The sequence below is a fragment of the Brucella sp. 22210 genome (genome assembly GCF_052045675.1).
Classification (GTDB): domain Bacteria; phylum Pseudomonadota; class Alphaproteobacteria; order Rhizobiales; family Rhizobiaceae; genus Brucella.
This window is the reverse complement of sequence record NZ_JBQEPD010000012.1, coordinates 1-23,725: the sequence shown is the minus strand read 5'-3', so window position 1 is coordinate 23,725 and position 23,725 is coordinate 1. Positions and strand designations below refer to the sequence as shown.

Below are 23,725 nucleotides of genomic sequence, written 5' to 3'. Positions count from 1 at the left end.
CGGGCGGCCTTGTCCGTCCGCGCCTTTCAATCCAAGAAAGGAAAGCAATATGTGGTATTTTTCCTGGCTTCTGGGCCTGCCGCTCGCCGCAGCTTTCGCTGTGCTCAATGCCATGTGGTACGAGCTGATGGATGACCGTGCCCGCAAGCGTCTTGCAGCCGATCCGACTGCAGATCTGGCGCGCCAAGGCACGAAGCATCATTAGACAAAAGAAAACGGCCCGGAAACGGGCCGTTTTTTATGGGCTGATGTTGGCCTTAGGCCGATGGTATCGAGAGTTCCGCCACGAAATCATAGGCGTCGCCGCGATAAAGCGATTTGGTGAATTCCACCGCACGGCCTGACGCGAGATAGGAAATCCGCTCGATAGACAGTCCTGCATCGCCAGCCTTGACGCCGAGTATCCGCGCATCGGGATCCTTGATGTTGCAGGCGGATATGCGCTGCACCGCGCGCACCGGGCGAAAGCCGGTCCGTCCCAGTTCAGCATAGAGCGAGCCCTGTACGGCATTGGGGTCTGGCAAAACTTCGCTCGACAAGGTGGCACGTTCGATAGCCAGCGGCAGATCGCTTGCCATACGCAAACGGCCAAGCCGGGCAACGCGGGTTTCCGATGAAACGCCAAGCTTCATCATTTCCTCAGGCGAGGGATAATAGAGACCGCGCTCCAGCCATTTGGATTGGGTGGCAATGCCGCGCCGCGCCATGTCTTCGGTAAAAGACGTCAGCATGGAAAGCGACTGCTGCACGCGCTCGCTGGGGCGAACGACAAAGGTGCCAGAGCCATGGCGGCGCACCAGAAGCCCTGATTTTACGAGATCGTCCACTGCCTTGCGCACGGTCACCCGGCTGATATTGGCATATTCTGCAATGTCGCGTTCAGGTGGTAGGGCCTCTCCGTCAGCCAGATGACCGGCACGAATCGCGGCTTCCAGCGACTGGCGCAACTGCATGTAGAGCGGTCCCGCGCCTGAAGAGGGGGCGGTGCCCTGAAGATTCTTGGGTAGGAAGGCGCTGAAATTGCCGCTCATGCATGCGCCTCATTCATCTTGTGGCCATAGCGCTTGAGCGCGAGTTGCAAGGCTCCGGTCAAGGCATCGGCTGCCGGTGGAACAATGAGCTTCTGATGGCTGGCCGGGAGCCACTCCACATAAAGCGGCGCCATGCCACCCAACAGACTGATCCGCTCCGCACCTTGTGCGATCAACATATCCAGCGTTTCACTGACATAGCCTGCGGAACGCTCCAGAAGCATGCGCGCGGTCTCATCGCCATTGGCGGCATATTGGAAAATGCGCGGTGCATATTTGCCGAAATCGCCGGGCTTCGCCGTCCATGCAAATTCAACCAGATTGTCGGGATTATTGCTGAACTCGTCGAGAACATCCGTCGTCAGACGGCTGCGGGGATGAATGCCGTCATGCACCAGCAGGCATTCCTGCAGCAGGCTTTGGCCAAGCCGCGCACCGCTACCAAGATCGCTGAGCGGAAAGCCCCAGCCGCCGACCGAATGAATTCGCTCCTGTTGGCGGACGATATAGGCCGTTCCGGTGCCGAGAATGGCAACGATGCCGTCCTGATCGCCAAGCGCACCTTGCAATGCGATGAGGCCATCGAATTCGACATTGGCATGGGCAAAGGGGAGGCCGCGTTCAATCGGCAGTCCCGCGCCTGCGACATTGCCGCCAGCAAGGCCGAGGACCGCATGGCTTTCGCCGTAATGACTCTGGTCCAGCCCGGCATCGGCAAAGGCATTGTCGATGGCTGCGCGTACATTGACGAGCGAAGTCTGCGGGTCGGTGACAATATTGGCCGATCCGCTGCGTCCAGTTCCCAGAATCGCACCGTTGCCATCTGCCACCACAGCGCGACATCCGGTGCCGCCGCCATCCACGCCAATGAAAAACTCTGCCATGAAGATACCTCCAACTTGAAGATACCAAAAAAATACCATTAACCAAGCAGATTCAGCGAAGCGGAGAAAAATTGATTAATGTGTTGATAAAATAAGGTAAATTATCTTGCTTCCAATTTTTATGCGAGAATTTCGTAAACTTCGCTGGACAATTGGTACGTTTTTGGCATTAAATTCAACCAAAGGGGAGCGCAATGCCGCCAGGGGTCGCCAAAGCTTGTTGACAGGCGAGGGCCGCGCGGAAATGGGATGGAGCAAAGACCGGCGTAGCCGGCACTTATCCCGGACCGTGATGAGCCATCGTCATCAACGTGGTGTATCGCAATGGACAGGCGTATCTCGCCTCTTTTGTGCGTCTGCGTTCAAAAAAACGGGAGAAGGTCAAATGGTTCGCAATACCTTGAAATTCATGCTGCTGGGTTCGACGCTGCTGGCGTCGGGTTCTGCCGCATTGGCTCAGGACGTCACGCTGACGGTTGAAAGCTGGCGTAATGACGATCTGCAGATCTGGCAGGAAAAGATCATTCCAGCCTTTGAAGCCAAGAATCCGGGCATCAAGATCAATTTCGCGCCAAGCGCGCCGACGGAATATAACGCCGCTCTCAATGCCAAGCTGGATGCTGGTTCGGGCGGCGATCTTATTTCGTGCCGTCCTTTCGACACCTCGCTGGAACTGTTCAACAAGGGCAAGCTTGCCGATCTCACCGACCTCGAAGGCATGAAGAACTTCTCCGACGTCGCCAAGTCCGCATGGACCACAGACGACGGCAAGAAGGCTTTCTGCGTGCCGATGGCTTCGGTTATTCACGGCTTCATCTATAATCAGGAAGCCTTTGACAAGCTTGGCCTGAAGGCACCGGCGACCGAAGCCGAGTTCTTCGCGATGCTCGACAAGATCAAGGCTGACGGCACCTATATCCCGATGGCCATGGGCACCAAGGATATGTGGGAAGCCGCAACCATGGGCTACCAGAATATCGGCCCGACCTATTGGAAGGGTGAGGAAGGCCGCAAGGCGCTTATCGCCGGTACGGAAAAACTGACCGACGAGCCGTGGGTTGAGCCGTTCAAGGTTCTCGCCAAGTGGAAGGATTATCTGGGCGACGGTTTCGAAGCACAGACCTATCCGGACAGCCAGAACCTCTTCACGCTGGGCCGCGCTGCGATCTATCCGGCTGGTTCGTGGGAAATTGGCCTGTTCAATACGCAGGCGCAGTTCAAGATGGGTGCATTCCCGCCGCCAGTAAAGAATGCTGGCGACAGCTGCTACATCTCGGATCACAACGATATCGGTCTTGGCCTCAACGCTTCGAGCAAGAATGCCGAACAGGCCAAGGTGTTCCTCAACTGGGTCGCTTCGCCGGAATTTGCGGAAATCTACGCCAATGCGCTGCCGGGCTTCTTCAGCTTGAACTCGACGGCAGTGAAGATGTCCGATCCGCTGGCGCAGGAATTCGTATCCTGGCGCGAAAAGTGCAAGCCGACCATCCGCTCGACCTACCAGATCCTGTCGCGTGGCACGCCGAACCTGGAAAACGAAACCTGGGTTCAGTCGGCTAACGTCATCAACGGCACCGTAACGCCGGAAGATGCCGCCAAGAAGCTGCAGGAAGGCCTGGACAGCTGGTACAAGCCAGCCAAGTAAAGCGATAGTGCACGGGCGGCTTTGCGACAGAGCAGGGCCGCCCGTGTGCATTTTCGATGCCGAACAGACCTACCGGATAGTCTTGCGGGCAGTTTTTCTTTCGCGCAATGCGCGATCCGTGTCAGTCTCACGGTGATGGAAAGTTCGTAAGAACCGCATAAGCCGAAGAACAGCGAGTGTTGATGAGCCAGTCTGCCGACCTGCCAATCATTGAGCAAAAACGCCCGAGGCGGTGGCACATTCTTGTGTTTCTGCTGCCTTGCGTGCTGGTTTATACTGCCGTCATGGTGCTGCCGCTGATCGAAACATTGCGGCAAGCGTTTTTCAATGTCGTTGACGGGCAGCGCGTCTTTGTCGGCTTCGCCAATTTCCAGACGCTGTTCGGCGACGTAAACTGGTCGCGCGATTTCTGGAATGCGTTGAAAAACAACGTCATATTCTTCTGCATTCACATGCTGGTTCAAAACCCGATCGGCATTTTGCTCGCGGCCATGCTGTCGCTGCCGAGACTGCGTTTTGCCGCCTTCTACCGCACCGCGATCTTTCTGCCGACGCTACTGTCCTTCGTGATTGTCGGCTTTATCTGGAAGCTGATCCTGTCGCCGATCTGGGGCGTTGCCCCATGGATGATGGATCTGGTGGGCATGAAATGGGCCTTTGGACCGTGGCTGGGCAAAGCCGAAACCGCACTTGTGACGGTGTCGCTTGTCTCTGTCTGGCAGTTTGTCGGCATTCCGATGATGCTGATCTATGCAGCGCTGCTCAACATTCCCGATGAAATCATCGAAGCTGCCGAATGCGATGGCATTACCGGCTGGAGCCAGTTCTGGAAGATCAAGCTGCCGCTTATCCTGCCGTCGATTGGCCTGATCTCGGTCATGACCTTCGTTGCCAATTTTAACGCGTTCGACCTTGTTTATTCGATGCAGGGCGCACTCGCGGGGCCAGACAAGGCGACCGATATTCTGGGCACGTTCCTGTACCGCACCTTCTTCGGCTTCCAGCTTCAGCTAGGCAATCCGTCTATGGGCGCCACTATCGCGGCCGTGATGTTCCTCATCATCCTCGCCGGTGTGTCGCTCTATCTGTTCGGCATCCAGCGTCGCATGCGCCGCTATCAGTTCTGAGGAGCGAGAAATCATGTCGAAAGCACGCACTTCGCCCCTTCGCACAACATTCGTTCATGCGGCATTGATCATCTATATGCTTGTCGCCGTGTTTCCGGTGGCGCTGACGCTGATCAATTCCTTCAAGGACCGCAATGCAATTTTCCGCACACCGCTGCAGTTTCCGACCCCGGAAAGCTTCAGCCTCATCGGTTATGAAACGGTGCTGAAGCAGGGCTCATTCCTGACCTATTTCCAGAACAGCGCCATCGTTACGGTGGCGAGCATCTTCTTCGTCATCCTGTTTGGCGCTATGGCTGCCTTTGCCCTGTCGGAATATCGTTTCAAGGGCAACACGCTGATGGGCCTTTATCTGGCCATCGGCATCATGATCCCGATCCGTCTTGGCACGGTTGCATTGTTGCAGGGCATGGTCGCTGTGGGGCTAGTCAATAGTCTGACGTCGCTGATCCTCGTCTATACGGCCCAAGGCTTGCCACTTGCGATATTCATCCTCTCCGAATTCATGCGAACCGTGTCCGACGATTTGAAAAATGCCGGGCGAATAGACGGCATGTCGGAATATGCGATCTTCTTCAAGCTTGTGCTGCCGCTGATCCGTCCCGCCATGGCAACGGTTGCCGTCTTCACCATGATCCCGATCTGGAACGATCTCTGGTTCCCGCTGATCCTCGCACCGAGCGAAGCCACCAAGACGGTGACATTGGGCTCGCAGCTGTTCATCGGTCAGTTCGTCACCAACTGGAATGCGGTTCTGTCGGCGCTTTCGCTGGCAATGTTCCCGATCCTCGTCCTCTACGTCATTTTCTCGCGGCAACTGATCCGCGGCATCACAGCCGGAGCTGTAAAATGAGTTCAGATACAACAAGCGCCCCGGCCCCAATCGCCCCGGTACGCGTGCTTTCGGCAGGTCTCGGCAATATGGGCCGCAGCCATGCACTGGCCTATCATCGCAATCCGGGCTTTGAAGTCGTGGGTCTGGTCAATCGGACCAAGGTTGCGGTGCCAGACGAGCTGGCAGGCTATGAAATTCATCCATCCTTTCACGAGGCTTTGGCTGAACTGAAACCGGATATGGCGTGCATCGCCACTTATTCGGAAAGCCATGCCGATTATGCCGTGGCTGCAATGGAGCAGGGCGCGCATGTCTTTGTCGAAAAGCCGCTGGCAACGACCGTGGAAGACGCGCGCCGGGTCATCGATTGCGCGCGGGCCAACGGACGCAAGCTCGTCATCGGTTATATCTTGCGCCATCATCCATCCTGGATGCGGCTGATTTCTGAAGCGCGGCAGCTCGGTGGTCCTTACGTTTTCCGCATGAACCTGAACCAGCAGTCAAGCGGCGCGACCTGGGAAACGCATAAGAACCTGATGAACACCACATCGCCGATTGTCGATTGCGGTGTGCATTATGTCGATGTCATGTGCCAGATCACTGATGCAAAGCCGGTGGAAGTGCGCGGCATGGGCCTGCGTCTTTCCAATGAGATCAAGCCGGATATGTATAATTACGGCCATCTGCAGGTGTTGTTCGATGACGGCACGATTGGCTGGTACGAAGCGGGCTGGGGTCCGATGATGTCTGAAACCGCCTTCTTCGTGAAGGATGTTATCTCGCCAAATGGCTGCGTTTCCATTGTCATGAACGAGGCTGTGACCAAGTCTGATGACGTAGATGCGCACACAAAAACCTCGACCATACGCATCCATCGCGCTGAACGCGGTGCGGACGGGAAATTCCTGAAACCGGATACGGATCTTTCCATGTCCGATGAGCCGGGCCATCAGGAATTGTGCGAACGCGAACAGGCTTACATGCTGAAAGCCATTCGCGAGGATATCGATCTCAACCGCCATATGGACGATGCGTTGCAATCGCTGCGTATCTGTCTCGCCGCTGATGAAAGCGTGCGTCTTGGCCAGCCGGTAAAACTGTAAGGGATTTTTGACTGTGGGATCGCTGCTACTCAAGTCGATAAATAAGAGCTACGGTTCGCAGGCTGTTCTGAAGGATATCAATCTGGAAGTTCGCGACGGCGAGTTCATCATTTTCGTGGGGCCTTCCGGTTGCGGTAAGTCCACGCTGCTGCGTTCGATTGCGGGTCTGGAAGATGTGTCTTCGGGTCAGGTGCTGATCAACGAAAAGGATGTGACTGTGACGCCGCCGTCAAAGCGCGGCATTGCGATGGTGTTCCAGTCTTATGCGCTTTATCCGCATCTGACCGTGAAGGACAATATGGGCCTTGGTCTGAAACAATCTGGTGCGCCGAAGGAGCAGATTGAAAGCCGCGTTACGCGCGCTTCGTCCATGCTGTCGCTTGATCCTTATCTGGCGAGACGTCCGGCGGAACTGTCAGGCGGCCAGCGCCAGCGCGTCGCCATCGGTCGCGCACTTGTACGTGATCCGGAACTGTTCCTGTTTGACGAACCCTTGTCCAACCTCGACGCCGCCTTGCGCGTGCAGACACGTCTGGAAATTGCCAAGCTGCATCGCGAGCTGAAGGCAACGATGATCTACGTCACCCACGATCAGGTGGAGGCAATGACGCTTGCCGACCGTATCGTGGTGCTGAATGCAGGCCGTATCGAACAGATCGGTTCGCCGATGGAGCTTTATAACAAGCCTGACAATCTGTTCGTGGCAGGCTTCATCGGTTCACCACAGATGAATTTCATCGATGCCGACCGTATCGGCGAAACGGGTGCGACGATCATCGGCATTCGCCCGGAACATCTTGGCGTCAGCCGCGAAAGCGGCAAATGGAAAGGCAAGGTCATCCACGCCGAACATCTCGGTGCCGATACTATCCTTTATGTTGAGACCGAGGGAGCAGGTCTCATCACTGTTCGCCTGTTCGGCGAGCACCATTACACGGAAGATGACATCATCTTCGTGTCGCCTGAAGCGGACAAGACGCATCGCTTTGACGATGACGGCAAGGCCATCCGCTAAGCCATTCGACAGTTCGAAAAAATTGAACCGCGCTTGTTTCAAGCGCGGTTTTTTGTGCTCGCCAGAATCAAGGTGGCCTCTGGAGACTTTTCCGTTGGTTTTGCCATGACAGCGCGGTGGACAAAGTGCCTCATGCATCATTTGGTGATGCGCAATTAACGCGAAATCGTACCAGATAGTACTGACGTATTCGTCAATGATGCGTAAGAATGTTGCGTACGTGGCGGGCTAAACATTCCATATCAAATCCCATATAAAACATGGAAATACACTTATTTCATTGACCTCCTGAAGCGATGCATTTTCAGGCCGGAGAACTGAACTGCAAGAACACCTCTCGAGGTTGTGAAAAATAATCTTGCTTTATTTTGAGAGCCGTATCACCCTGAATGGCAGTGAAATCGGAGGAGGAAAACCGGCTTCACGTCGCATGGGAGGAATGCGGTCAATCTGTGTTTGAAAGGCCATCCGGAACCGGATTTCGAAGAAGCCTGTCCGCCGGAACCAAACAGAATTCCACCCGTTCGACATTCAATGCCAGTTTTGCCAGGCCAGTTGCTTGGCCCATTGCGAGGTATGCCCGCATGAGCGACGATGTCGTACTATCCCTGCATGTTCCTGAACCGGAATGGCGACCCGGCGATGCGCCGGATTTCTCCCATGTCAAAATCCCTCGCGCCGGCAGTGTCAGAAGACCGGAAATAGACGAAAAGCCGGAAGCGATGCGCGATCTCGCTTTCAGCATTATTCGTGTGTTGAACCGGGAAGGTGAGGCGGTCGGTCCGTGGGCCGGAACGCTTACCGATGACGAGCTGAAAGACGGCCTGCGACACATGATGATCCTGCGGGCCTATGATGCGCGCATGATGATGGCGCAGCGTCAAGGCAAGACGTCGTTCTATATGCAACATCTGGGCGAAGAGGCTGTGAGCTGCGCTTTCAGAAAGGCGCTGCGCAAGGGTGATATGAATTTCCCGACCTATCGGCAGGCAGGCCTCTTGATCGCTGATGATTATCCGCTCGTCACCATGATGAACCAGATTTTCTCCAATGAGCAGGACCCGCTGAAAGGCCGCCAGCTTCCGGTGATGTATTCCTCGAAAGAGCACGGCTTTTTCACGATTTCCGGCAACCTTGCGACGCAATATACGCAGGCTGTCGGTTGGGCGATGGCCTCTGCGATAAGCCACGATACCAAGATCGCGGCTGCGTGGATTGGTGACGGCTCGACAGCCGAAAGTGATTTTCACGCCGCGCTCGTGTTCGCCTCGACCTACAAGGCGCCTGTGGTGATGAACATCGTCAACAATCAGTGGGCGATTTCGACGTTTCAGGGCATTGCGCGTGGCGGTTCCGGCACTTTCGCGGCCCGTGGGCACGGTTTCGGCATTCCCTCGCTGCGCGTAGACGGCAATGATTATCTGGCCGTTCACGCCGTGGCCAAATGGGCGGTGGAGCGCGCACGGCGCAATCTCGGCCCCACAATCATTGAATATGTGACCTATCGCGCTGGCGGGCATTCCACTTCGGATGATCCTTCCGCCTATCGCCCCAAGGCGGAAAGCGATGCGTGGCCGCTTGGCGATCCGATCTTGCGCCTGAAGAACTATCTGATCCTGCGCGGCGTCTGGTCGGAAGACCGCCACAAGCAGGCGGAAGCGGAAGTGATGGACCTTGTCGTCAGCGCGCAGCGCGAGGCGGAAGCCATTGGCACCCTGCATGACGGGCGCAAGCCTTCCATGCGCGACATGTTCGAAGACGTCTACGCTGAAACGCCGCCGCACCTTGTTCGCCAGCGTCAGGAAGCGGGGTTCTGATCCATGACCAAGATGACTATGCCCAGAATGACGATGCCAAGAATGACAATGATCGAGGCGATCCAGAACGCCCACGACATTGCCATGGAGCGCGACAAGAATGTGGTCGTGTTCGGTGAGGATGTCGGTTATTTCGGCGGCGTGTTTCGCTGCACCGCCGGTTTGCAGAAGAAGTACGGCAAAGAGCGCTGTTTCGATGCGCCAATCAGCGAGCTTGGCATTGTTGGCACGGCAATAGGCATGGCCGCTTATGGCTTGCGCCCCTGCATTGAAGTTCAGTTCGCGGACTATGTCTATCCGGCCTATGACCAGATTGTCTCCGAAGCCGCCCGTCTGCGCTATCGCTCGGCAGGCGAGTTCACATGCCCCATCGTGATCCGCATGCCATCCGGCGGCGGTATTTATGGCGGGCAGACGCACAGCCAAAGCCCGGAAGCGCTTTTCACCCACGTGTCGGGCTTGAAGACGGTGATGCCGTCTACGCCAGCGGATGCCAAGGGCTTGCTGCTTGCAGCGATTGAAGATCCCGATCCGGTAATCATGTTCGAGCCGAAACGGCTTTATAACGGTCCCTTCGACGGCCATCATGACAAGCCGGTCACATCGTGGAAAAAGCACGATCTCGGTGAAGTCCCGGAAGGCTATTACACGGTTCCGCTTGGAAAGGCCGCTATTCGCCGTGAAGGCAGCGCCGTGACGGTTCTGGCCTATGGCACGATGGTGCATGTGGCGCTGGCCGCCGCGGAAGAAACCGGCGTTGATGCCGAGATTATCGATCTGCGCACGCTTTTGCCGCTCGATACTGAAACCATCATGGCTTCAGTGCGTAAGACTGGCCGTTGCGCCATCGTCCATGAAGCAACGCTGACCTGTGGCTATGGCGCAGAACTTGCCGCGCTCGTGCAGCGCGATTGCTTCTATCACCTCGAAGCGCCAGTCATTCGCGTGACGGGCTGGGACACGCCTTATCCACATGCGCAGGAATGGGCCTATTTCCCCGGTCCTGATCGTGTCGGTCGCGCACTCGTGTCGATCATGGAAGCGTGAGGGGAGACAACATGGCTTATTTTACAATCAAACTCCCCGATGTTGGTGAAGGCGTTGCCGAGGCCGAACTAGTCGAATGGCATGTGAAGGTTGGCGATATCATTCGCGAGGATGATCTTCTGGCCGCTGTCATGACCGACAAGGCGACGGTGGAAATCCCGTCGTCACGCGCGGGCAAAGTTATCGCGATCAATGGCGAAGTGGGTGAAAAGATCGCCGTCGGTTCCGAACTGGTGCGGCTTGAAATCGAAGGCGCATCCGGCGCAGCCGAGGAAGTAAAGGCTGAAGAGCCAGCGCATACACCGATAGCGGTCGAGGCGCCCAAGCAGCAGGCACCGGAAGTGCCGGTCTTGTTGCAGACGCCCGTTCCACCGAAGCCGGCAGCACCCAAGCGTGAAGCTTCGACCCGGGCTTTTGCGGGCGCTGGCCCCGTGCGGGCGGAAGGTGAAAAGCCTCTGGCCACGCCATCGGTCCGGTTGCGGGCGCGTGATGCGGGTGTTGATCTCAGGCGTGTTCGCGGAACCGGACATGCCGGACGCATCACGCATGAAGATCTGGACGCGCTTTTCGAGACCGAAAGTGGCGCTGCAACGGCACTGTCGGGCTATGCTGCCGATACATCTGTCAACGAGATCAAGGTGATAGGACTTCGGCGCAAGATCGCCGAGCGCATGGCGGAAGCAAAACGCCATATTCCGCATATCACCATTGTCGAGGAAGTCGACGTCACGCAGCTTGAAGAGCTGCGCAGCGGCCTCAACAATGAGAAGAAGGAAGGGCGTCCGCGCCTGACGCTGCTGCCATTCGTTATCCGCGCCATCGTCAAGGCGGTGAAAGAACAGCCTGGCCTGAATGCCCATTTCGACGATGAAGCCGATATCATCCGTCAATTCGGCGGTGTGCATGTGGGCATTGCCACGCAGACACCGAATGGCTTGATCGTCCCCGTGGTGCGTCACGCCGAAAGCATGACCGTCTTTGCGGCGGCTTCCGAGTTGTCGCGTGTGACCGATGCCGCCCGCAATGGAACGGCAAAGCGGGAAGAGCTGAGCGGTTCCACCATCACCATCACGTCGCTTGGACCCCTTGGTGCGATTGCCACAACACCGATTATCAATCGACCGGAAGTCGCGATTGTCGGCATCAACAAGATTGCCGTGCGCCCGATGTGGGACGGAACCCAGTTCGTGCCACGCAAGATGATGAACCTTTCATGCAGCTTCGATCATCGGGTGATCGACGGTTGGGATGCGGCTGTCTTTGTGCAGAAGCTGAAAAGCCTCATCGAAACGCCTGCGATGATCTTTGTGGAAGGCTGAACTTATGAGTGAGATTAACTGCAAACTTCTGATCATCGGCGGTGGTCCCGGCGGCTATGTCTGCGGCATACGGGCGGGACAGCTTGGCATCGATACCGTGCTTGTCGAGCGAAAGCGCCTCGGCGGCACCTGCCTCAATGTCGGTTGCATTCCGTCCAAGGCGCTGATCCATGCCGCAGATGAATTCCATCGTCTGACCGCCTTTGCCGCCAAGGGCGCGCTTGGCATTACCGCGCAAAATCCGGCCATAGACTTTGTCAAAACACTTGAATGGAAAGACGGTATCGTCAATCGACTGAACAGTGGTGTGGCCGGGCTGTTGAAACGGTCGCGTGTGCGCATGTTTCAAGGGCAGGCGCGGTTCATGGACGGCAAGACCGTACTGGTTGATACAGATACAGGCCGCCAGACCATTCATGCGGAGAACATCGTGATCGCCACCGGCTCCGTGCCGGTTGAAATCGAGGCGCTGCCCTTCGGCGGCAATATCATTTCGTCCACGGAAGCCCTGTCAATGAGCGCCATACCGGAGAAACTGGCTGTGGTGGGCGGGGGGTATATCGGGCTCGAAATCGGCACGGCCTATGCCAAGCTCGGTTCCAAAGTCACTGTCGTCGAAGCGACCGACCGCATCTTGCCGCAATATGATGCGGAGCTGACGCGGCCTGTCATGGCGCGCCTGAAGACACTTGGCGTGGAGGTGCTGACCGGCACATCGGCCAAGGGTCTGACCGGAGACGGCAAGGCACTGGAAGTGCTGGCGGCTGATGGCGCCACCAAACGCATCGAAGCTGACAAGGTGCTGGTGACGGTCGGACGCAAACCGCAGACCGATGGTTGGGGCTTGAGTGAAATCCGGCTCGATATGGATGGGCGTTTCATCCGCATCGATGATCGCTGCCGCACATCAATGCGTGGTGTCTATGCAATCGGCGATGTCACGGGAGAACCGATGCTGGCGCATCGCGCGATGGCGCAGGGTGAGATGGTTGCCGAGATCATCGCAGGCGGCAAGCAGGCCTGGGACAAGCGCTGCATTCCGGCGGTTTGCTTCACCGACCCGGAAATCGTGACCGTGGGCCTGCTGCCGGATGATGCACGCAAGGCAGGTCACAACACGCAGATTGGCATTTTCCCATTTCAGGCCAATGGCCGTGCCATGACGGTTGAACGGGAAGACGGCTTTATTCGTGTGGTGGCCCGCGCGGACAATCATGTCATTCTGGGTATTCAGGCTGTTGGTGTTGGTATTTCCGAACTGTCATCAGCCTTTGCGCAAGCCGTTGAAATGGGCGCACGTCTGGAGGACATTGCAGGGACAATTCATGCACATCCGACCTTGGGCGAGGGCTTTGCCGAGGCAAGCATGAAGGCGCTTGGCCACGCCTTGCATGTCTAAGATTTGGATTTGCGCTCGTAACGCCAGACGAACACCGCAGCCCCGGCAACCATGGTTGCGAGCGCAAACCAGGTGATTGCATAGGACAGATGGCTGTTGCGGAAGGATACGACCGTCAGCCCGCCGACCGGTTGATTGCCGGGATTGGACTTGGCATCCGCATCGATGAAATAGGGTGCCACAGTGCCGAGGTTCTCCTTCGCTGCGAAAGCTGCGACATCGCGAGAGTTCCAGCTATTTTTTGCCGGATCGTTGGGCCGCAGGAAAAAGCCATCTGGCTCCGGCATGCGCAGAAGACCAGTCACAGTCGTTTCGCCAGCGATCTGTGTTTCAGGGCGGGCGGATAGATCGCGCTTGTCGGTCGGCACAAAACCGCGATTGATATAGGTCAGCGAACCATCCGAAGTGCGCAGCGGCGTCAGAACCCAATAGCCGGCTCCACGCTCTGTCAGCGCATGCACCAGCACTTCCTTATCGTTCAGATAGGTGCCGGTGATGGTGACATGACGATATTCATCATCTTTCTGATTTATATTGGCCCAGTCGTCCTTGCCGGGCGCTGCGACGGGTTCAGCGTGGACGCGAGCGTCCACGCGAGCGATCAGGTCGAGCTTCCATTGCAGGCGCTCAATCTGCCAGATGCCAAGGCCGACAAACACCACGAAAAACAGGCTTGCCAGTACCGCCATGAAACCAAGAAAGAAACCGGACTTTTTCTTCTGATCGTTTCCATCGGCTTCGGTGGTCATCTCACATTCCTGAATTTATTGATGTTAGTGGATTGAATTTGACGTTTGAATCCCGCCTGACATATATGCTGTTTCAAACGTCAAATTCGAAAAATCCACTAGATACATATACTTGCTAGTGGTCTTTATGATTCCAACATTTGCTCAGCGCTTGAACCGCGGGATGCAAATGTTGGAAGCAGACCACTAGAGCAATGCTCTCTCATAAACCAGTCATGTGGATTTAGAAAGTTTGGGCTGGATAAAATAACAGCGCCAACAGGCCGGGGATGGCGAGTGGCGCTGATAGCAAACCGACATAATATTCAATTCATGACGCAAAATCAGGCAAGCTTGTGAATCTTGTGCCGACGATGCGAATAGCCGCCCTTCGAACGGCGCAAAACATTGCAAACCTGTGTCTTGTCTTCCGAGGGCTTCGGCATTTGCTCATGAATGCGATGCAGTATCTGCTGCGTGACTGTACGATCCTTGTCGGTAGGCCCGATGATAATGCTCTTCATCAACCATTCTCCCTGTTTTTTTGGGCACAGAGTAGCATCCGGGGCTACCCCGGCCGGTCATCAAGAATGTACGAATATCCAAAGTATTAATCATAATTAACATATTGACAAGGACATTCTTGCAACAGCACTCAACTGCTTGAGATTGGTTGCAAAAAGGCCGATTTGCTTTCGCAAACCGGCCTTTTAAGTAGTTATATCGATTAAATCAGTCGCGATTCCCGGTCAGGATTTCACGCTTGCCGACATGGTTTGCCGGACCGACCAATCCTTCCTTTTCCATGCGCTCGACGAGCGAGGCAGCGCGGTTGTAGCCGATGCCGAGGCGGCGCTGAATGTAGGAGGTGGAGCACTTCTTGTCACGCAGCACCACCTTGACTGCCTGATCGTAGACGTCGTCGCCATCTTCAGAACCCATAGAGGTCGCGTCGAAGACGGCGGCATCTGCGGTTTCTTCTTCGGCTTCCTCATCTTCCGTCACGGTTGCCAGATAATCCGGGCGGCCCTGTTCCTTCAGATGATTGACGACCTGTTCCACTTCCTCGTCCGAAACGAACGGTCCGTGGACGCGAACGATGCGACCGCCACCGGCCATATGCAGCATGTCGCCCTGGCCGAGAAGCTGTTCGGCGCCCATTTCACCGAGAATGGTGCGGCTGTCGATTTTCGACGTGACCTGGAAGGAAATGCGGGTCGGGAAGTTCGCCTTGATCGTGCCGGTGATGACATCGACGCTTGGACGCTGGGTTGCCATGATCAGGTGAATACCAGCAGCACGTGCCATCTGCGCCAGACGCTGCACAGCGCCTTCGATATCCTTGCCTGCAACCATCATCAGGTCGGCCATCTCGTCAATGATAACCACGATGTAAGGCATTGGCGTCAGGTCGAGTTCTTCCTGAATATAGGTCGGCTCGCCAGTTTCCTTGTCGAAACCTGCCTGCACGGTGCACATGACGGTTTCGCCCTTGCCCTTGGCGGAAGCCGCACGGGCATTGAAACCTTCGATATTGCGCACACCGAGGCGGGCCATCTTGCGATAGCGCTCTTCCATCTCGCGCACAGCCCACTTCAAGGCAACGACAGCCTTTTTCGGGTCGGTCACGACCGGAGTAAGCAGGTGCGGAATACCATCATAGATCGACAGTTCCAGCATCTTCGGGTCGACCATGATCAGGCGGCATTCTTCCGGCTTGAACCGATAGAGCAGCGACAGGATCATGGTGTTGATCGCAACCGACTTGCCCGAACCTGTGGTGCCAGCCACCAGCAGGTGGGGCATCTTGGCCAGTTCAGCAATGATCGGCTCGCCACCGATGCCTTTGCCGAGGCAAAGCGGGAGACGATAATTCGATGCTTCGAAGGTGCGGGAGTCGATCATCTCACGCAGATAGACCGTCTCACGATTGGCATTCGGCAGTTCTATACCGATGACATTGCGACCGGGCACGACGGCAACGCGAGCAGAGAGCGCCGACATGGAGCGGGCGATGTCGTCAGCAAGACCGATGACGCGCGAGGACTTCACACCTGGAGCAGGCTCGAACTCATAGAGCGTGACGACCGGACCGGGGCGCACATGGATGATTTCGCCGCGCACGCCAAAATCTTCCAACACGCTTTCCAGCAGGCCTGCACTGCGTTCCAGCATTTCCTGCGTAATGACATTGCCGTCAAGCGCAGGCGGCATCTGCAACAGATCACGTGGCGGGAATTCATATTCGCCATGGATCACCGGCGCTTCAGCACGGGGGAGGGGCTGAGGCTGATAAAGAGCAATCGACGGCGCAGCCTTTGCCGGAGCAGGCGCGGCAACGACAGGGGCAGGCACTTCGATTTCTTCGACGCTGTGCTCTTCGGCTTCCACGACTGCAAGTACGACATCGTCTTCAGTCGCTTCACCCGAAACTTCGGCAACCTCGGCAATCTGAGGCGCAGCCTCTACCTTCTTCGGAGCGATTGCCTTCGCCTTTGCCACGAGAGCAATGACTGGAGCAACGGGCGCTGCAGCGACAGGCTCTGGTGTCGCAAGGGGTTGAGGAGCCGGGACTTCTGCCACGGGCTGCGGTGCTACGGCTGCAACTGGTGCTTCTTCCGGCTGGCTGTTCCATTCACGAATGCGGAACTGCGCCAGAATGGATTCAACGGTCGGTGCAGGTTTTTTGGGAGCGGCAGGCGCAGCGGCAATAACCGGCACCGTCGGTGCAAGACTTGCCTCAACATCGCAACCTTCCCAGAAGGCAAAGTCGGAAATATAGGCGAGCGCAGAAGTCGCAACTTCTGCCACCGGCGCAACAACTGTCTGCACAACCACAGGCTCTGGAGCGACATAAACCGCAGGGGCGGCTACTGCAGCAGGCATGACCGGCAGAGCAGGCGGCACAGGAACCACGGGCGGCTGCACCATGCCGAGCGAAACGCTCTGCTGCAGGGCGGCGACGGCCATCGGCTGGGCTTCAGCCACCTTCTCCACGATAGCTTCCGGCGCTTCTGCGACGGGCTGGACTTGCGAACGGGGCGCATTGACGTCCGGCAAATCTTCGCCGCGACGGCGCATCAGCTCCACTTCCGGCGTACGGGTGAAACGGACATTCTCGCCCAAGGAAAAATGAATTTTCCAGGCACCGTCATCTGTCGGATTATGCGCATCCGACGGGCTGCGCTGGGGCTTTGGGTCCGAAGCGTTCTCTGTACGATTTCCGTTCGAATGGGGGAAATTTTCTCTCAAATTACGCATGATACCTGAACCATAGATACTGTCGCCTGAATGAGCCCAAGTAATAAAAAATGAAGGTTAACAACCCCCTTCATAAATTCGCCGTCGGCCAGAAAATTCTGACAGGTGTCGTTCCGCAGTTCACCGGATTACGCTCTGTGCGGTCACGCAAGATGGCGCATATAAATACATATATTCAGATGCTTATAGATAATTAATGATCTCGTTTATTAGGATTTATATGGCGCGCAATGGTTGTTAAATTTTATTCTTCCCTTAAAGAGTGCTGACCGGGAATCCGAAACAACGTGACAGGTCAGTCGCGGGCTAGCGCTACCACAGGATCGAGTCGGGAGGCGTTGCGGGCGGGCATAAAACCGAAGCCGATGCCGATAAGGCTTGAGCAAAGCAGCGCTACCACAATGGATACTGGCGAGTAGATGAGCTGTAATTTCGTGCTGAATTGCGCAAACAGCAGGCCGAATCCACCCGCGATGAGCACCCCCAATACGCCGCCGATCAGACAGACGAGTATGGATTCGATGAGGAATTGTTGCAGGATATCGCTCTGTCGCGCTCCGACGGCCATGCGCACACCGATCTCGTTGATTCTCTCCGAGACTGCGACCAGCATGATGTTCATCACGCCGATTCCCCCGACGAACAGCGATATTCCTGCAATGCTTGCGACGAGCAGGGCTAGCATTGCTGTCGTCGCCTGAATGGTTTTTTGCAGCGTGTCGCTGTTGAAGATAAAGAAATCCTCTTTGCCATGACGCCTTGTCAGAAAAGCCTTCACCATTTCTTCCGCTACTGCTGGATCCATCGTATCCCGAATGCGGACGGCGATCGATTGCAGTGTACGCGTACCGGTCATGCGTGTCTGAACCGTTGTATAGGGCAGGAACAGTTCCAGCCGGCTGGAGCCTGCCATGCCCTGGTCGTCGGCCTTGGTTACACCGACGATGCGCACGGGGATCTGTTTCAGGAACAAGATCTTGCCGACAACGGATCCCTGTTCGTTCGGGAAAAGCCCCTTCTGGGCATTCGTATCAATCACGGCATCTTGGGCGAGATTATCGAGACCTTTTTTGTCGAAGTAGCGTCCTTCGATCAGTTTGCTTTTCCGCGTCGCGAAATATTGCTCACTGACACCGTTGACCGTGATGCTGACTTCCTTGTTTCCGACACGAACCGTTCCAGCTGTAGTGCTTTCGGGCGTTGCAGCGACGACACAGGGAAGCTTGGCGAGCTCGTTTGAATCGTCGACGCTCAGTGTGGTGACAAGCGCGGCCTTCAGATCGCCATATCCGCTGCCCGGTCCGATATAGAGCGTGTTTGTGCCAAGGCTGCTGATCTGCTCGAGAATGCGCTGCTGTGAGCCTTGGCCAAGCGCGGTCACGCAGACGACGGACGCCGTACCAATGATGATTCCCAACATTGTGAGGAATGTGCGCATGCGATGCGCATTCATGGAACGCAGCGCCATCGCGAAAGCTTCTTTAAAGCGACCACGTATGCCGCTGAATGATTTAAGTTTCTGCATGGAGGATGCCATTGGGGAGTGGCTCCTCGCAACGCTATAGCCGTCCTCACGAGAGGCGTCGCCAATGATTTCTCCGTCCCGTATCTCGATGATGCGGTTCGCCCGCGCAGCGACGGCACGATCATGCGTGACAATGATGATTGTACGGCCTTCGCGGTTCAGTTCCTGAAGAATTCCAAGCACTTCCTCACCGCTGTGGCTGTCGAGTGCACCGGTCGGCTCGTCTGCAAGAATAACATCGGCATCATTGATGAGTGCGCGCGCTATCGAAACACGCTGTTGCTGGCCTCCCGAAAGCTGGTTTGGGCGATGATGGGTGCGGTCGCCCATGCCGAGACGGTGCAGGATTCCATGGGCGCGCTCGCGCCGTTCGTCGTGCGCTTGTCCTGCGTAGATGGCGGGTATTTCCACATTGCCGACAGCGTCCAGCTCGTTCATCAGATGGTAACGCTGGAAGATGAAGCCAAAATGCTCGCGTCGAAGCTGTGCCAGTTCGTCTGGCGTGAGTTCCGCAGTCGCGCGCCCGGAAATCAGATATTGCCCTTCCGAGGGGCGGTCCAGGCAACCGAGAATATTCATTAGCGTGGATTTTCCGGAACCGGAGGCGCCGACAATCGCCACCATCTCACCGCGCTCAATGGTGAGATCAACATTGCGCAGCACTGTGGTGAAACCATCACCCGACGGATAGTGACGCGAAACATTTTTTAACAGGATCAGCGGCATATCGCTCATATCAATCTCCGGCATCCGTCTCTTTGGTGTCTTGATTGTCGGTGACGATCTTGTCTCCCTCCTGCAAGCCCGAGCGAATTTCCGTATTGATCTTGTCCGTAATACCCCTTTCCACTGTGCGCTCTTCCAGCGTTCCATGCCCGGTCAGCACACGGACGGTCGCCACTCCCGGAGCGTCCGGGTCAGTATCGCCTTGTAATTTCAGCGCCGAAACCGGCGCAAGCAACACGTTTTTGACTTTTGCCAGAACGATATGAATTTCCGCCGTCATATAGGTGCGAAGCAAACCGTTCGCGTTCGGAATACTGAATTTGCCTTTGTAATAAACGGCGGACGCCGTGATGCCGCTCGATGCGGATAAGCCGCTGCTAAAACCGAAACTCTTATCGCTGACGACGGAATCCGGCGCAGGCTCTATGCTCTCAAGTTGCGTCTCAAAACGTTTCGAATTTCGACCAGAAATGGTGAAATAGATCGGCAAGCCGCTATGAACCTGGGTAATATCGGCTTCCGAAATGTCCGCTTCCACCGTCATCGTGTCCACTTGACCAAGGATGGCGATCGTCGGGACCGTTTGCTGCGCGTTGACGTTCTGGCCTTCCTGCGCCACGGTCGAAAGAATAGTGCCATCAATAGGGGCTGTAATGCGCGTATAAGCCAGATTGGTTTCCGCGATACGCACGCCAACTTTGGATGCGGCGATGCTCGCCTCCGTATTGGCAAGCTGCGCCTGTTGCTTTTTCATCTCGCAACGGCTTTGTCATATTCGGAGCGCGCAACAGCATTTTTGCCGATCATGGTCTGATTGCGAACGAGATTCAATTTTGCCAGTTCCAGATCAGCAAGGTTCTGCTCTCGGGTCGCTTCGTTCTGGCGTAGAGTCGCTTCGGCCTTGTCGAGTTCGTTCTGCTGGTTGGTCGCATCGATGAGCGCGACGACGTCACCCTCTTTGACGTGCTGGCCGGGTTTCACTTTGAGGGAAAGTATTCGACCCGTGGCCTGAGCCCCGATGGCGACCAGATTTTTAGGTCGCAACGTGCCAGATGCCAGCACGGAACTCTCAATGTCGCCGCGCTGCACGGTCGTCATTTCAGGAAGCGGTTCTTGCTTCGACCATTGCTGGAGCAACAGACCACCAGTCAGCACCGATACGGCAAGAAGTGTCAGCCAACGCTTGCGAAAACGCCGCTGTGGTGCAGATTTCAACGAGTTCATTGTTGCCTCTTGAGACGGTCGAGCGGCGAGAGCGATGGGAGGGGCTTTACAAGGTGGGGACCGGTATGGAGGTCCACGATTTCCGGTGTGTCGACGTCGACCCGGCCGTTCCAGCCGCCACCGAGCGCCTTTTGCAAGGAAACGTAATCCACGATGATGTCTGTACGCGCCTGCGCGAGGGTGTTTTCCTGATTCATCAGCTCACGTTGCGCGGTGAGAACATCGAGGAAATTCTTCGATCCTGATTTGAACTGCTCAAGCGTCAGCTCGTTGATCTGGCGACTATTGCTGACAATCTTTTGTAGTTGTGCAATGCGCAGGCGGTTTTGGTTGAATGCGACACTTGCGTTTTCGACTTCGCTCAAGCCTGTCAGGACCTTGCTTCGGTAGTTGATGAACGCCACGTCACGCTCGGCTCGTGCAGCATCGACATCAGCAAGGAGCTTGCCGCCATGAAAAATAGGAATTGAGAGGCTGGGACCAAACGACCAGCCTATGGTGGACAGCTTGGCAAGATCGCCGAAATTTGCGCCCTCTGTCTGAATGTAAGCGCTGTCCTGACCCCACCTTCCGGATCATCGCTTGATCATTGATGTTCAACCTCGAAAGAGGGCTAGGACATATGTCGATTTCAGAACTTACGCTTAAATCCAAGGATGAGCCGATACGCCGGTTTGAGGTGTTCACAGGCAATGGCCGTCGTCGCGAATGGAGCGACGATCAGAAGGCGCAGATCATTGCGGAGAGTTGCGAGCCTGGCGTCACGGTGTGCTCTGTGGCGCGGCGGCATGGATTGACGCCGCAGCAGTTGTTCACATGGCGACGGCTCGCCCGAAAGCCGCTTGATGTGTTGTCGGTGCCGGAGCAAGCACCAATGTTTGCACCAGCAGTCGTCGTGTCGCCCGAGAATTCGGAACCGAAGAGGGCGCGGCAAGCACGTTTGCCAAGAAGAACTTCTCCGGAGGCGGCCATTGAATTGCGGATTGATGGAGCCTGGCTGCGTATTGCCTCTGGCACCGATGCTGCAACCATTGCCGCCGTCATCCAGGCGTTGAAGGCTCAGTCGTGATTGGCCCGTCCGGTGCGGTAAAAGTGATGATCGCCACCAAGCCTGTCGACTTCCGCAAAGGTGCTGAAGGATTGGCGGCATTGGTAAAGGCCCAGATGGGTGCCGACCCGTTCTCGGGCACGATCTACGTATTCCGGGCCAAACGAACGGACCGGATCAAGCTGATCTTCTGGGACGGCAGCGGCGTGTGCCTGGTCGCCAAGCGGATCGAGGATGGCGAGTTCCATTGGCCTCGAATGCAAGACGGTGTGATGCATCTGACGGCCGCCCAGTTCTCGGCTCTGTTCGAAGGATTGGACTGGAAACGCGTGCATGCGCCGAGCGAAACGCGCACGCCGATAAAGGCCGGATAACGGGCGCGACCAATTGAATCAGAGCCATTCAGCGTCTCGCTCCGAGCGGCAAAATATGCTGTTCTCGATCCATGACGATGACGGCAGACGAGCTTCCGGATGACCTGAACGCGCTGAAAGCAATGGTGCTTTCGCGTGAGGCGGAGAATGCCCGCCTGCGGCAGATCATCAAGGAATTACAGCGTCACCGCTTTGGTCGACGGGCAGAGACGCTTCCAGAGGACCAGCTTCTGCTTGGGCTTGAAGAGGCCGAACAGATCGAGGCTGCCGGGCTGGAAGAGAAGGAACAAGGCTCGACTGCTCTGCGCCAGGCGCAGGTCGCTAAACGGCGTACGAACCGGGGTTCACTGCCAGCGCATCTGCCGCGCGTCGAGATCGTGGTCGATATCGATAACCATGCCTGCCCCTGCTGCCGCAACGACCTGCATCGGATCGGCGAGGATGTCAGCGAGAAGCTCGATCTTGTGCCCGCCCAATTCCGGGTGCTCGTGCTGCGCCGCCCGAAGTATGCCTGCCGGGCCTGTGAAGAAGTCGTTGTCCAGGCTCCGGCCCCGGCAAGGCTGATCGAGGGCGGCATCCCGACAGAGGCAACCGTCGCCCAGGTGCTGGTATCTAAATATGCTGACCACCTGCCGCTGTATCGCCAGGCGCAAATCTACAAGCGTCAGGGCATCGACCTCGACCGTTCGACGCTCGCCGACTGGGTCGGTCGCGCCGCCTGGCATCTACGCCCGGTCCATCAGCGGCTGCTCGATCATCTGAAGTCATCGTCCAAGCTCTTCGCCGACGAGACGACGGCCCCGGTGCTCGATCCGGGACGTGGCAAAACCAAGACCGGCCAGCTTTGGGCTTATGCACGAGATGACCGGCCGTGGCAGGGCGATGACCCGCCCGGTGTCACCTATGTCTATGCGCCAGATCGCAAAGGCGAACGACCGATGGCCCATCTCGACGGCTTCGTCGGCATCCTGCAGGTAGACGGCTACAGTGGATATCGCCCGCTCGCGGCAAAGAACACCGTGTCGCTGGCCTTCTGCTGGTCCCACGTTCGACGCCGCTTCTATGAGCTTGCTGCCGCTGGTCCGGCACCCATCGCCAGCGAGGCGCTGCGACGCATCGGCGAACTTTACAGGATCGAAGAAGAGATACGTGGCCGGCCCCACGAGGAGCGTCGTGTCGCCCGTCAGGAAAAAAGTCGTCCGATTACCGACAGCCTCGCTCCCTGGCTGCGTGAACAACTCGGCTACATCAGCCAGAAGACAAAACTCGCCGAAGCAATCCGCTATGCCTTGTCACGCTGGGACGGCTTGACCCGCTTCATCGACGATGGCCGGATCGAGATCGATTCCAACGTCGTCGAACGGTCAATCAGGCCAATTGCCCTCAATCGCAAAAATGCGCTATTTGCCGGTTCTGACGCCGGGGCCGAACACTGGGCGACTATCGCCTCGCTCATCGAGACGGCAAAGCTCAACAATGTCGAGCCACTGGCCTATCTCTCAGACGTCCTCACCAAGATCGTCAACAATCATCCAAATAGCCAGATCGACGACCTGCTGCCTTGGGCCTATGCCGCAACGCACGATCTCAAAGCCGTGGCCTGAAAACAGCGCTTAC

22 protein-coding genes are annotated in these 23,725 nt (G+C 56.6%); 13 read left to right on the top strand and 9 right to left on the bottom strand.

Going from position 1 to position 23,725, the window contains the following annotated elements:
- Positions 1–49: 49 nt before the first annotated feature.
- Positions 50–205, top strand: a complete 156-nt coding sequence (gene cydX / locus ACTJKP_RS15945) for a cytochrome bd-I oxidase subunit CydX (protein ID WP_078337005.1) — start codon at positions 50–52, stop codon at positions 203–205.
- Positions 206–257: 52 nt separating this feature from the next.
- On the opposite strand, the gene ACTJKP_RS15940 is transcribed toward cydX, so the two are convergent.
- A complete protein-coding gene (locus ACTJKP_RS15940; protein ID WP_113533455.1) occupies positions 258–1,031 on the bottom strand; it encodes a GntR family transcriptional regulator in 774 nt (257 codons plus the stop codon).
- Positions 1,028–1,915, bottom strand: coding sequence for a BadF/BadG/BcrA/BcrD ATPase family protein (locus ACTJKP_RS15935; protein ID WP_440631350.1), 888 nt, complete (start codon positions 1,913–1,915; stop codon positions 1,028–1,030). Before ACTJKP_RS15935 ends, ACTJKP_RS15940 begins: the two co-directional genes overlap by 4 nt.
- Positions 1,916–2,300: 385 nt before the next feature.
- Between ACTJKP_RS15935 and ACTJKP_RS15930 the strand changes: the two genes are divergently transcribed.
- The 9 genes from ACTJKP_RS15930 to lpdA all read left to right on the top strand — a co-directional run bounded on the left by ACTJKP_RS15930 (position 2,301) and on the right by lpdA (position 13,222).
- Positions 2,301–3,560 carry an ABC transporter substrate-binding protein gene (locus ACTJKP_RS15930; protein WP_078337002.1) on the top strand — a complete coding sequence of 420 codons (1,260 nt, stop codon included), beginning with the start codon at positions 2,301–2,303 and terminating at the stop codon, positions 3,558–3,560.
- Between the two features lie 182 nt (positions 3,561–3,742).
- Entirely contained in the window at positions 3,743–4,687 is a 945-nt protein-coding gene (locus tag ACTJKP_RS15925) for a carbohydrate ABC transporter permease (RefSeq protein WP_138786938.1), read from the top strand.
- Positions 4,688–4,700: 13 nt separating this feature from the next.
- Positions 4,701–5,540, top strand: coding sequence for a carbohydrate ABC transporter permease (locus tag ACTJKP_RS15920; RefSeq protein WP_078337000.1), 840 nt, complete (start codon positions 4,701–4,703; stop codon positions 5,538–5,540).
- On the top strand, positions 5,537–6,625 hold the full coding sequence (locus ACTJKP_RS15915; RefSeq protein WP_440631349.1) for a Gfo/Idh/MocA family protein: 1,089 nt from the start codon (positions 5,537–5,539) through the stop codon (positions 6,623–6,625). The genes ACTJKP_RS15920 and ACTJKP_RS15915 overlap by 4 nt, the downstream gene beginning before the upstream one ends.
- Before the next feature lie 13 nt (positions 6,626–6,638).
- Entirely contained in the window at positions 6,639–7,640 is a 1,002-nt protein-coding gene (locus tag ACTJKP_RS15910) for an ABC transporter ATP-binding protein (protein WP_440631348.1), read from the top strand.
- 584 nt (positions 7,641–8,224) lie between these two features.
- On the top strand, positions 8,225–9,457 hold the full coding sequence (locus ACTJKP_RS15905) for a 3-methyl-2-oxobutanoate dehydrogenase (2-methylpropanoyl-transferring) subunit alpha (RefSeq protein ID WP_078337087.1): 1,233 nt from the start codon (positions 8,225–8,227) through the stop codon (positions 9,455–9,457).
- A 33-nt stretch (positions 9,458–9,490) separates the two neighbouring features.
- Positions 9,491–10,504: an alpha-ketoacid dehydrogenase subunit beta gene (locus ACTJKP_RS15900; protein ID WP_440631347.1), complete on the top strand. Its 1,014-nt coding sequence runs from the start codon at positions 9,491–9,493 to the stop codon at positions 10,502–10,504.
- 11 nt (positions 10,505–10,515) lie between these two features.
- A complete protein-coding gene (locus tag ACTJKP_RS15895; protein WP_440631346.1) occupies positions 10,516–11,823 on the top strand; it encodes a dihydrolipoamide acetyltransferase family protein in 1,308 nt (435 codons plus the stop codon).
- Positions 11,824–11,827: 4 nt separating this feature from the next.
- Positions 11,828–13,222 (top strand): dihydrolipoyl dehydrogenase, encoded by a 1,395-nt coding sequence (gene lpdA / locus ACTJKP_RS15890; protein WP_440631345.1) that lies wholly within the window; start codon positions 11,828–11,830, stop codon positions 13,220–13,222.
- Here the strand turns inward: lpdA and ACTJKP_RS15885 are convergent.
- From ACTJKP_RS15885 to ACTJKP_RS15855, 7 genes are all read right to left on the bottom strand, one after another.
- Positions 13,219–13,971, bottom strand: a complete 753-nt coding sequence (locus ACTJKP_RS15885) for an SURF1 family protein (RefSeq protein WP_440631344.1) — start codon at positions 13,969–13,971, stop codon at positions 13,219–13,221. The two genes, lpdA and ACTJKP_RS15885, sit on opposite strands and share 4 nt — an antisense overlap.
- 323 nt (positions 13,972–14,294) lie before the next feature.
- Positions 14,295–14,474 (bottom strand): hypothetical protein, encoded by a 180-nt coding sequence (locus ACTJKP_RS15880; protein ID WP_078336994.1) that lies wholly within the window; start codon positions 14,472–14,474, stop codon positions 14,295–14,297.
- 208 nt (positions 14,475–14,682) lie between these two features.
- Positions 14,683–16,920 (bottom strand): DNA translocase FtsK, encoded by a 2,238-nt coding sequence (locus tag ACTJKP_RS15875; RefSeq protein WP_440631418.1) that lies wholly within the window; start codon positions 16,918–16,920, stop codon positions 14,683–14,685.
- 586 nt (positions 16,921–17,506) lie between these two features.
- Positions 17,507–19,471, bottom strand: coding sequence for a MacB family efflux pump subunit (locus ACTJKP_RS15870; protein WP_440631343.1), 1,965 nt, complete (start codon positions 19,469–19,471; stop codon positions 17,507–17,509).
- A 1-nt stretch (position 19,472) separates the two neighbouring features.
- The gene (locus ACTJKP_RS15865) at positions 19,473–20,153 is read right to left on the bottom strand and encodes an HlyD family efflux transporter periplasmic adaptor subunit (protein ID WP_440631342.1); all 681 of its coding nucleotides are present in this window, start codon (positions 20,151–20,153) and stop codon (positions 19,473–19,475) included.
- Between the two features lie 59 nt (positions 20,154–20,212).
- Entirely contained in the window at positions 20,213–20,686 is a 474-nt protein-coding gene (locus ACTJKP_RS15860) for an efflux RND transporter periplasmic adaptor subunit (RefSeq protein ID WP_440631341.1), read from the bottom strand.
- Positions 20,683–21,231 (bottom strand): TolC family protein, encoded by a 549-nt coding sequence (locus ACTJKP_RS15855; RefSeq protein WP_440631417.1) that lies wholly within the window; start codon positions 21,229–21,231, stop codon positions 20,683–20,685. The genes ACTJKP_RS15860 and ACTJKP_RS15855 overlap by 4 nt, the downstream gene beginning before the upstream one ends.
- A gap of 77 nt (positions 21,232–21,308) precedes the next feature.
- Here ACTJKP_RS15855 and tnpA point away from each other — a divergent pair, with 77 nt between their 5' ends.
- The 3 genes from tnpA (at position 21,309) to tnpC (ending at position 23,712) form a co-directional block, all read left to right on the top strand.
- A complete protein-coding gene (gene tnpA, locus ACTJKP_RS15850; protein ID WP_181375986.1) occupies positions 21,309–21,755 on the top strand; it encodes an IS66-like element accessory protein TnpA in 447 nt (148 codons plus the stop codon).
- A complete protein-coding gene (gene tnpB / locus ACTJKP_RS15845) occupies positions 21,752–22,108 on the top strand; it encodes an IS66 family insertion sequence element accessory protein TnpB (RefSeq protein WP_109366349.1) in 357 nt (118 codons plus the stop codon). The genes tnpA and tnpB overlap by 4 nt, the downstream gene beginning before the upstream one ends.
- Positions 22,109–22,179: 71 nt before the next feature.
- Positions 22,180–23,712: an IS66 family transposase gene (gene tnpC / locus ACTJKP_RS15840; protein WP_121539677.1), complete on the top strand. Its 1,533-nt coding sequence runs from the start codon at positions 22,180–22,182 to the stop codon at positions 23,710–23,712.
- Positions 23,713–23,725 lie beyond the last annotated feature (13 nt).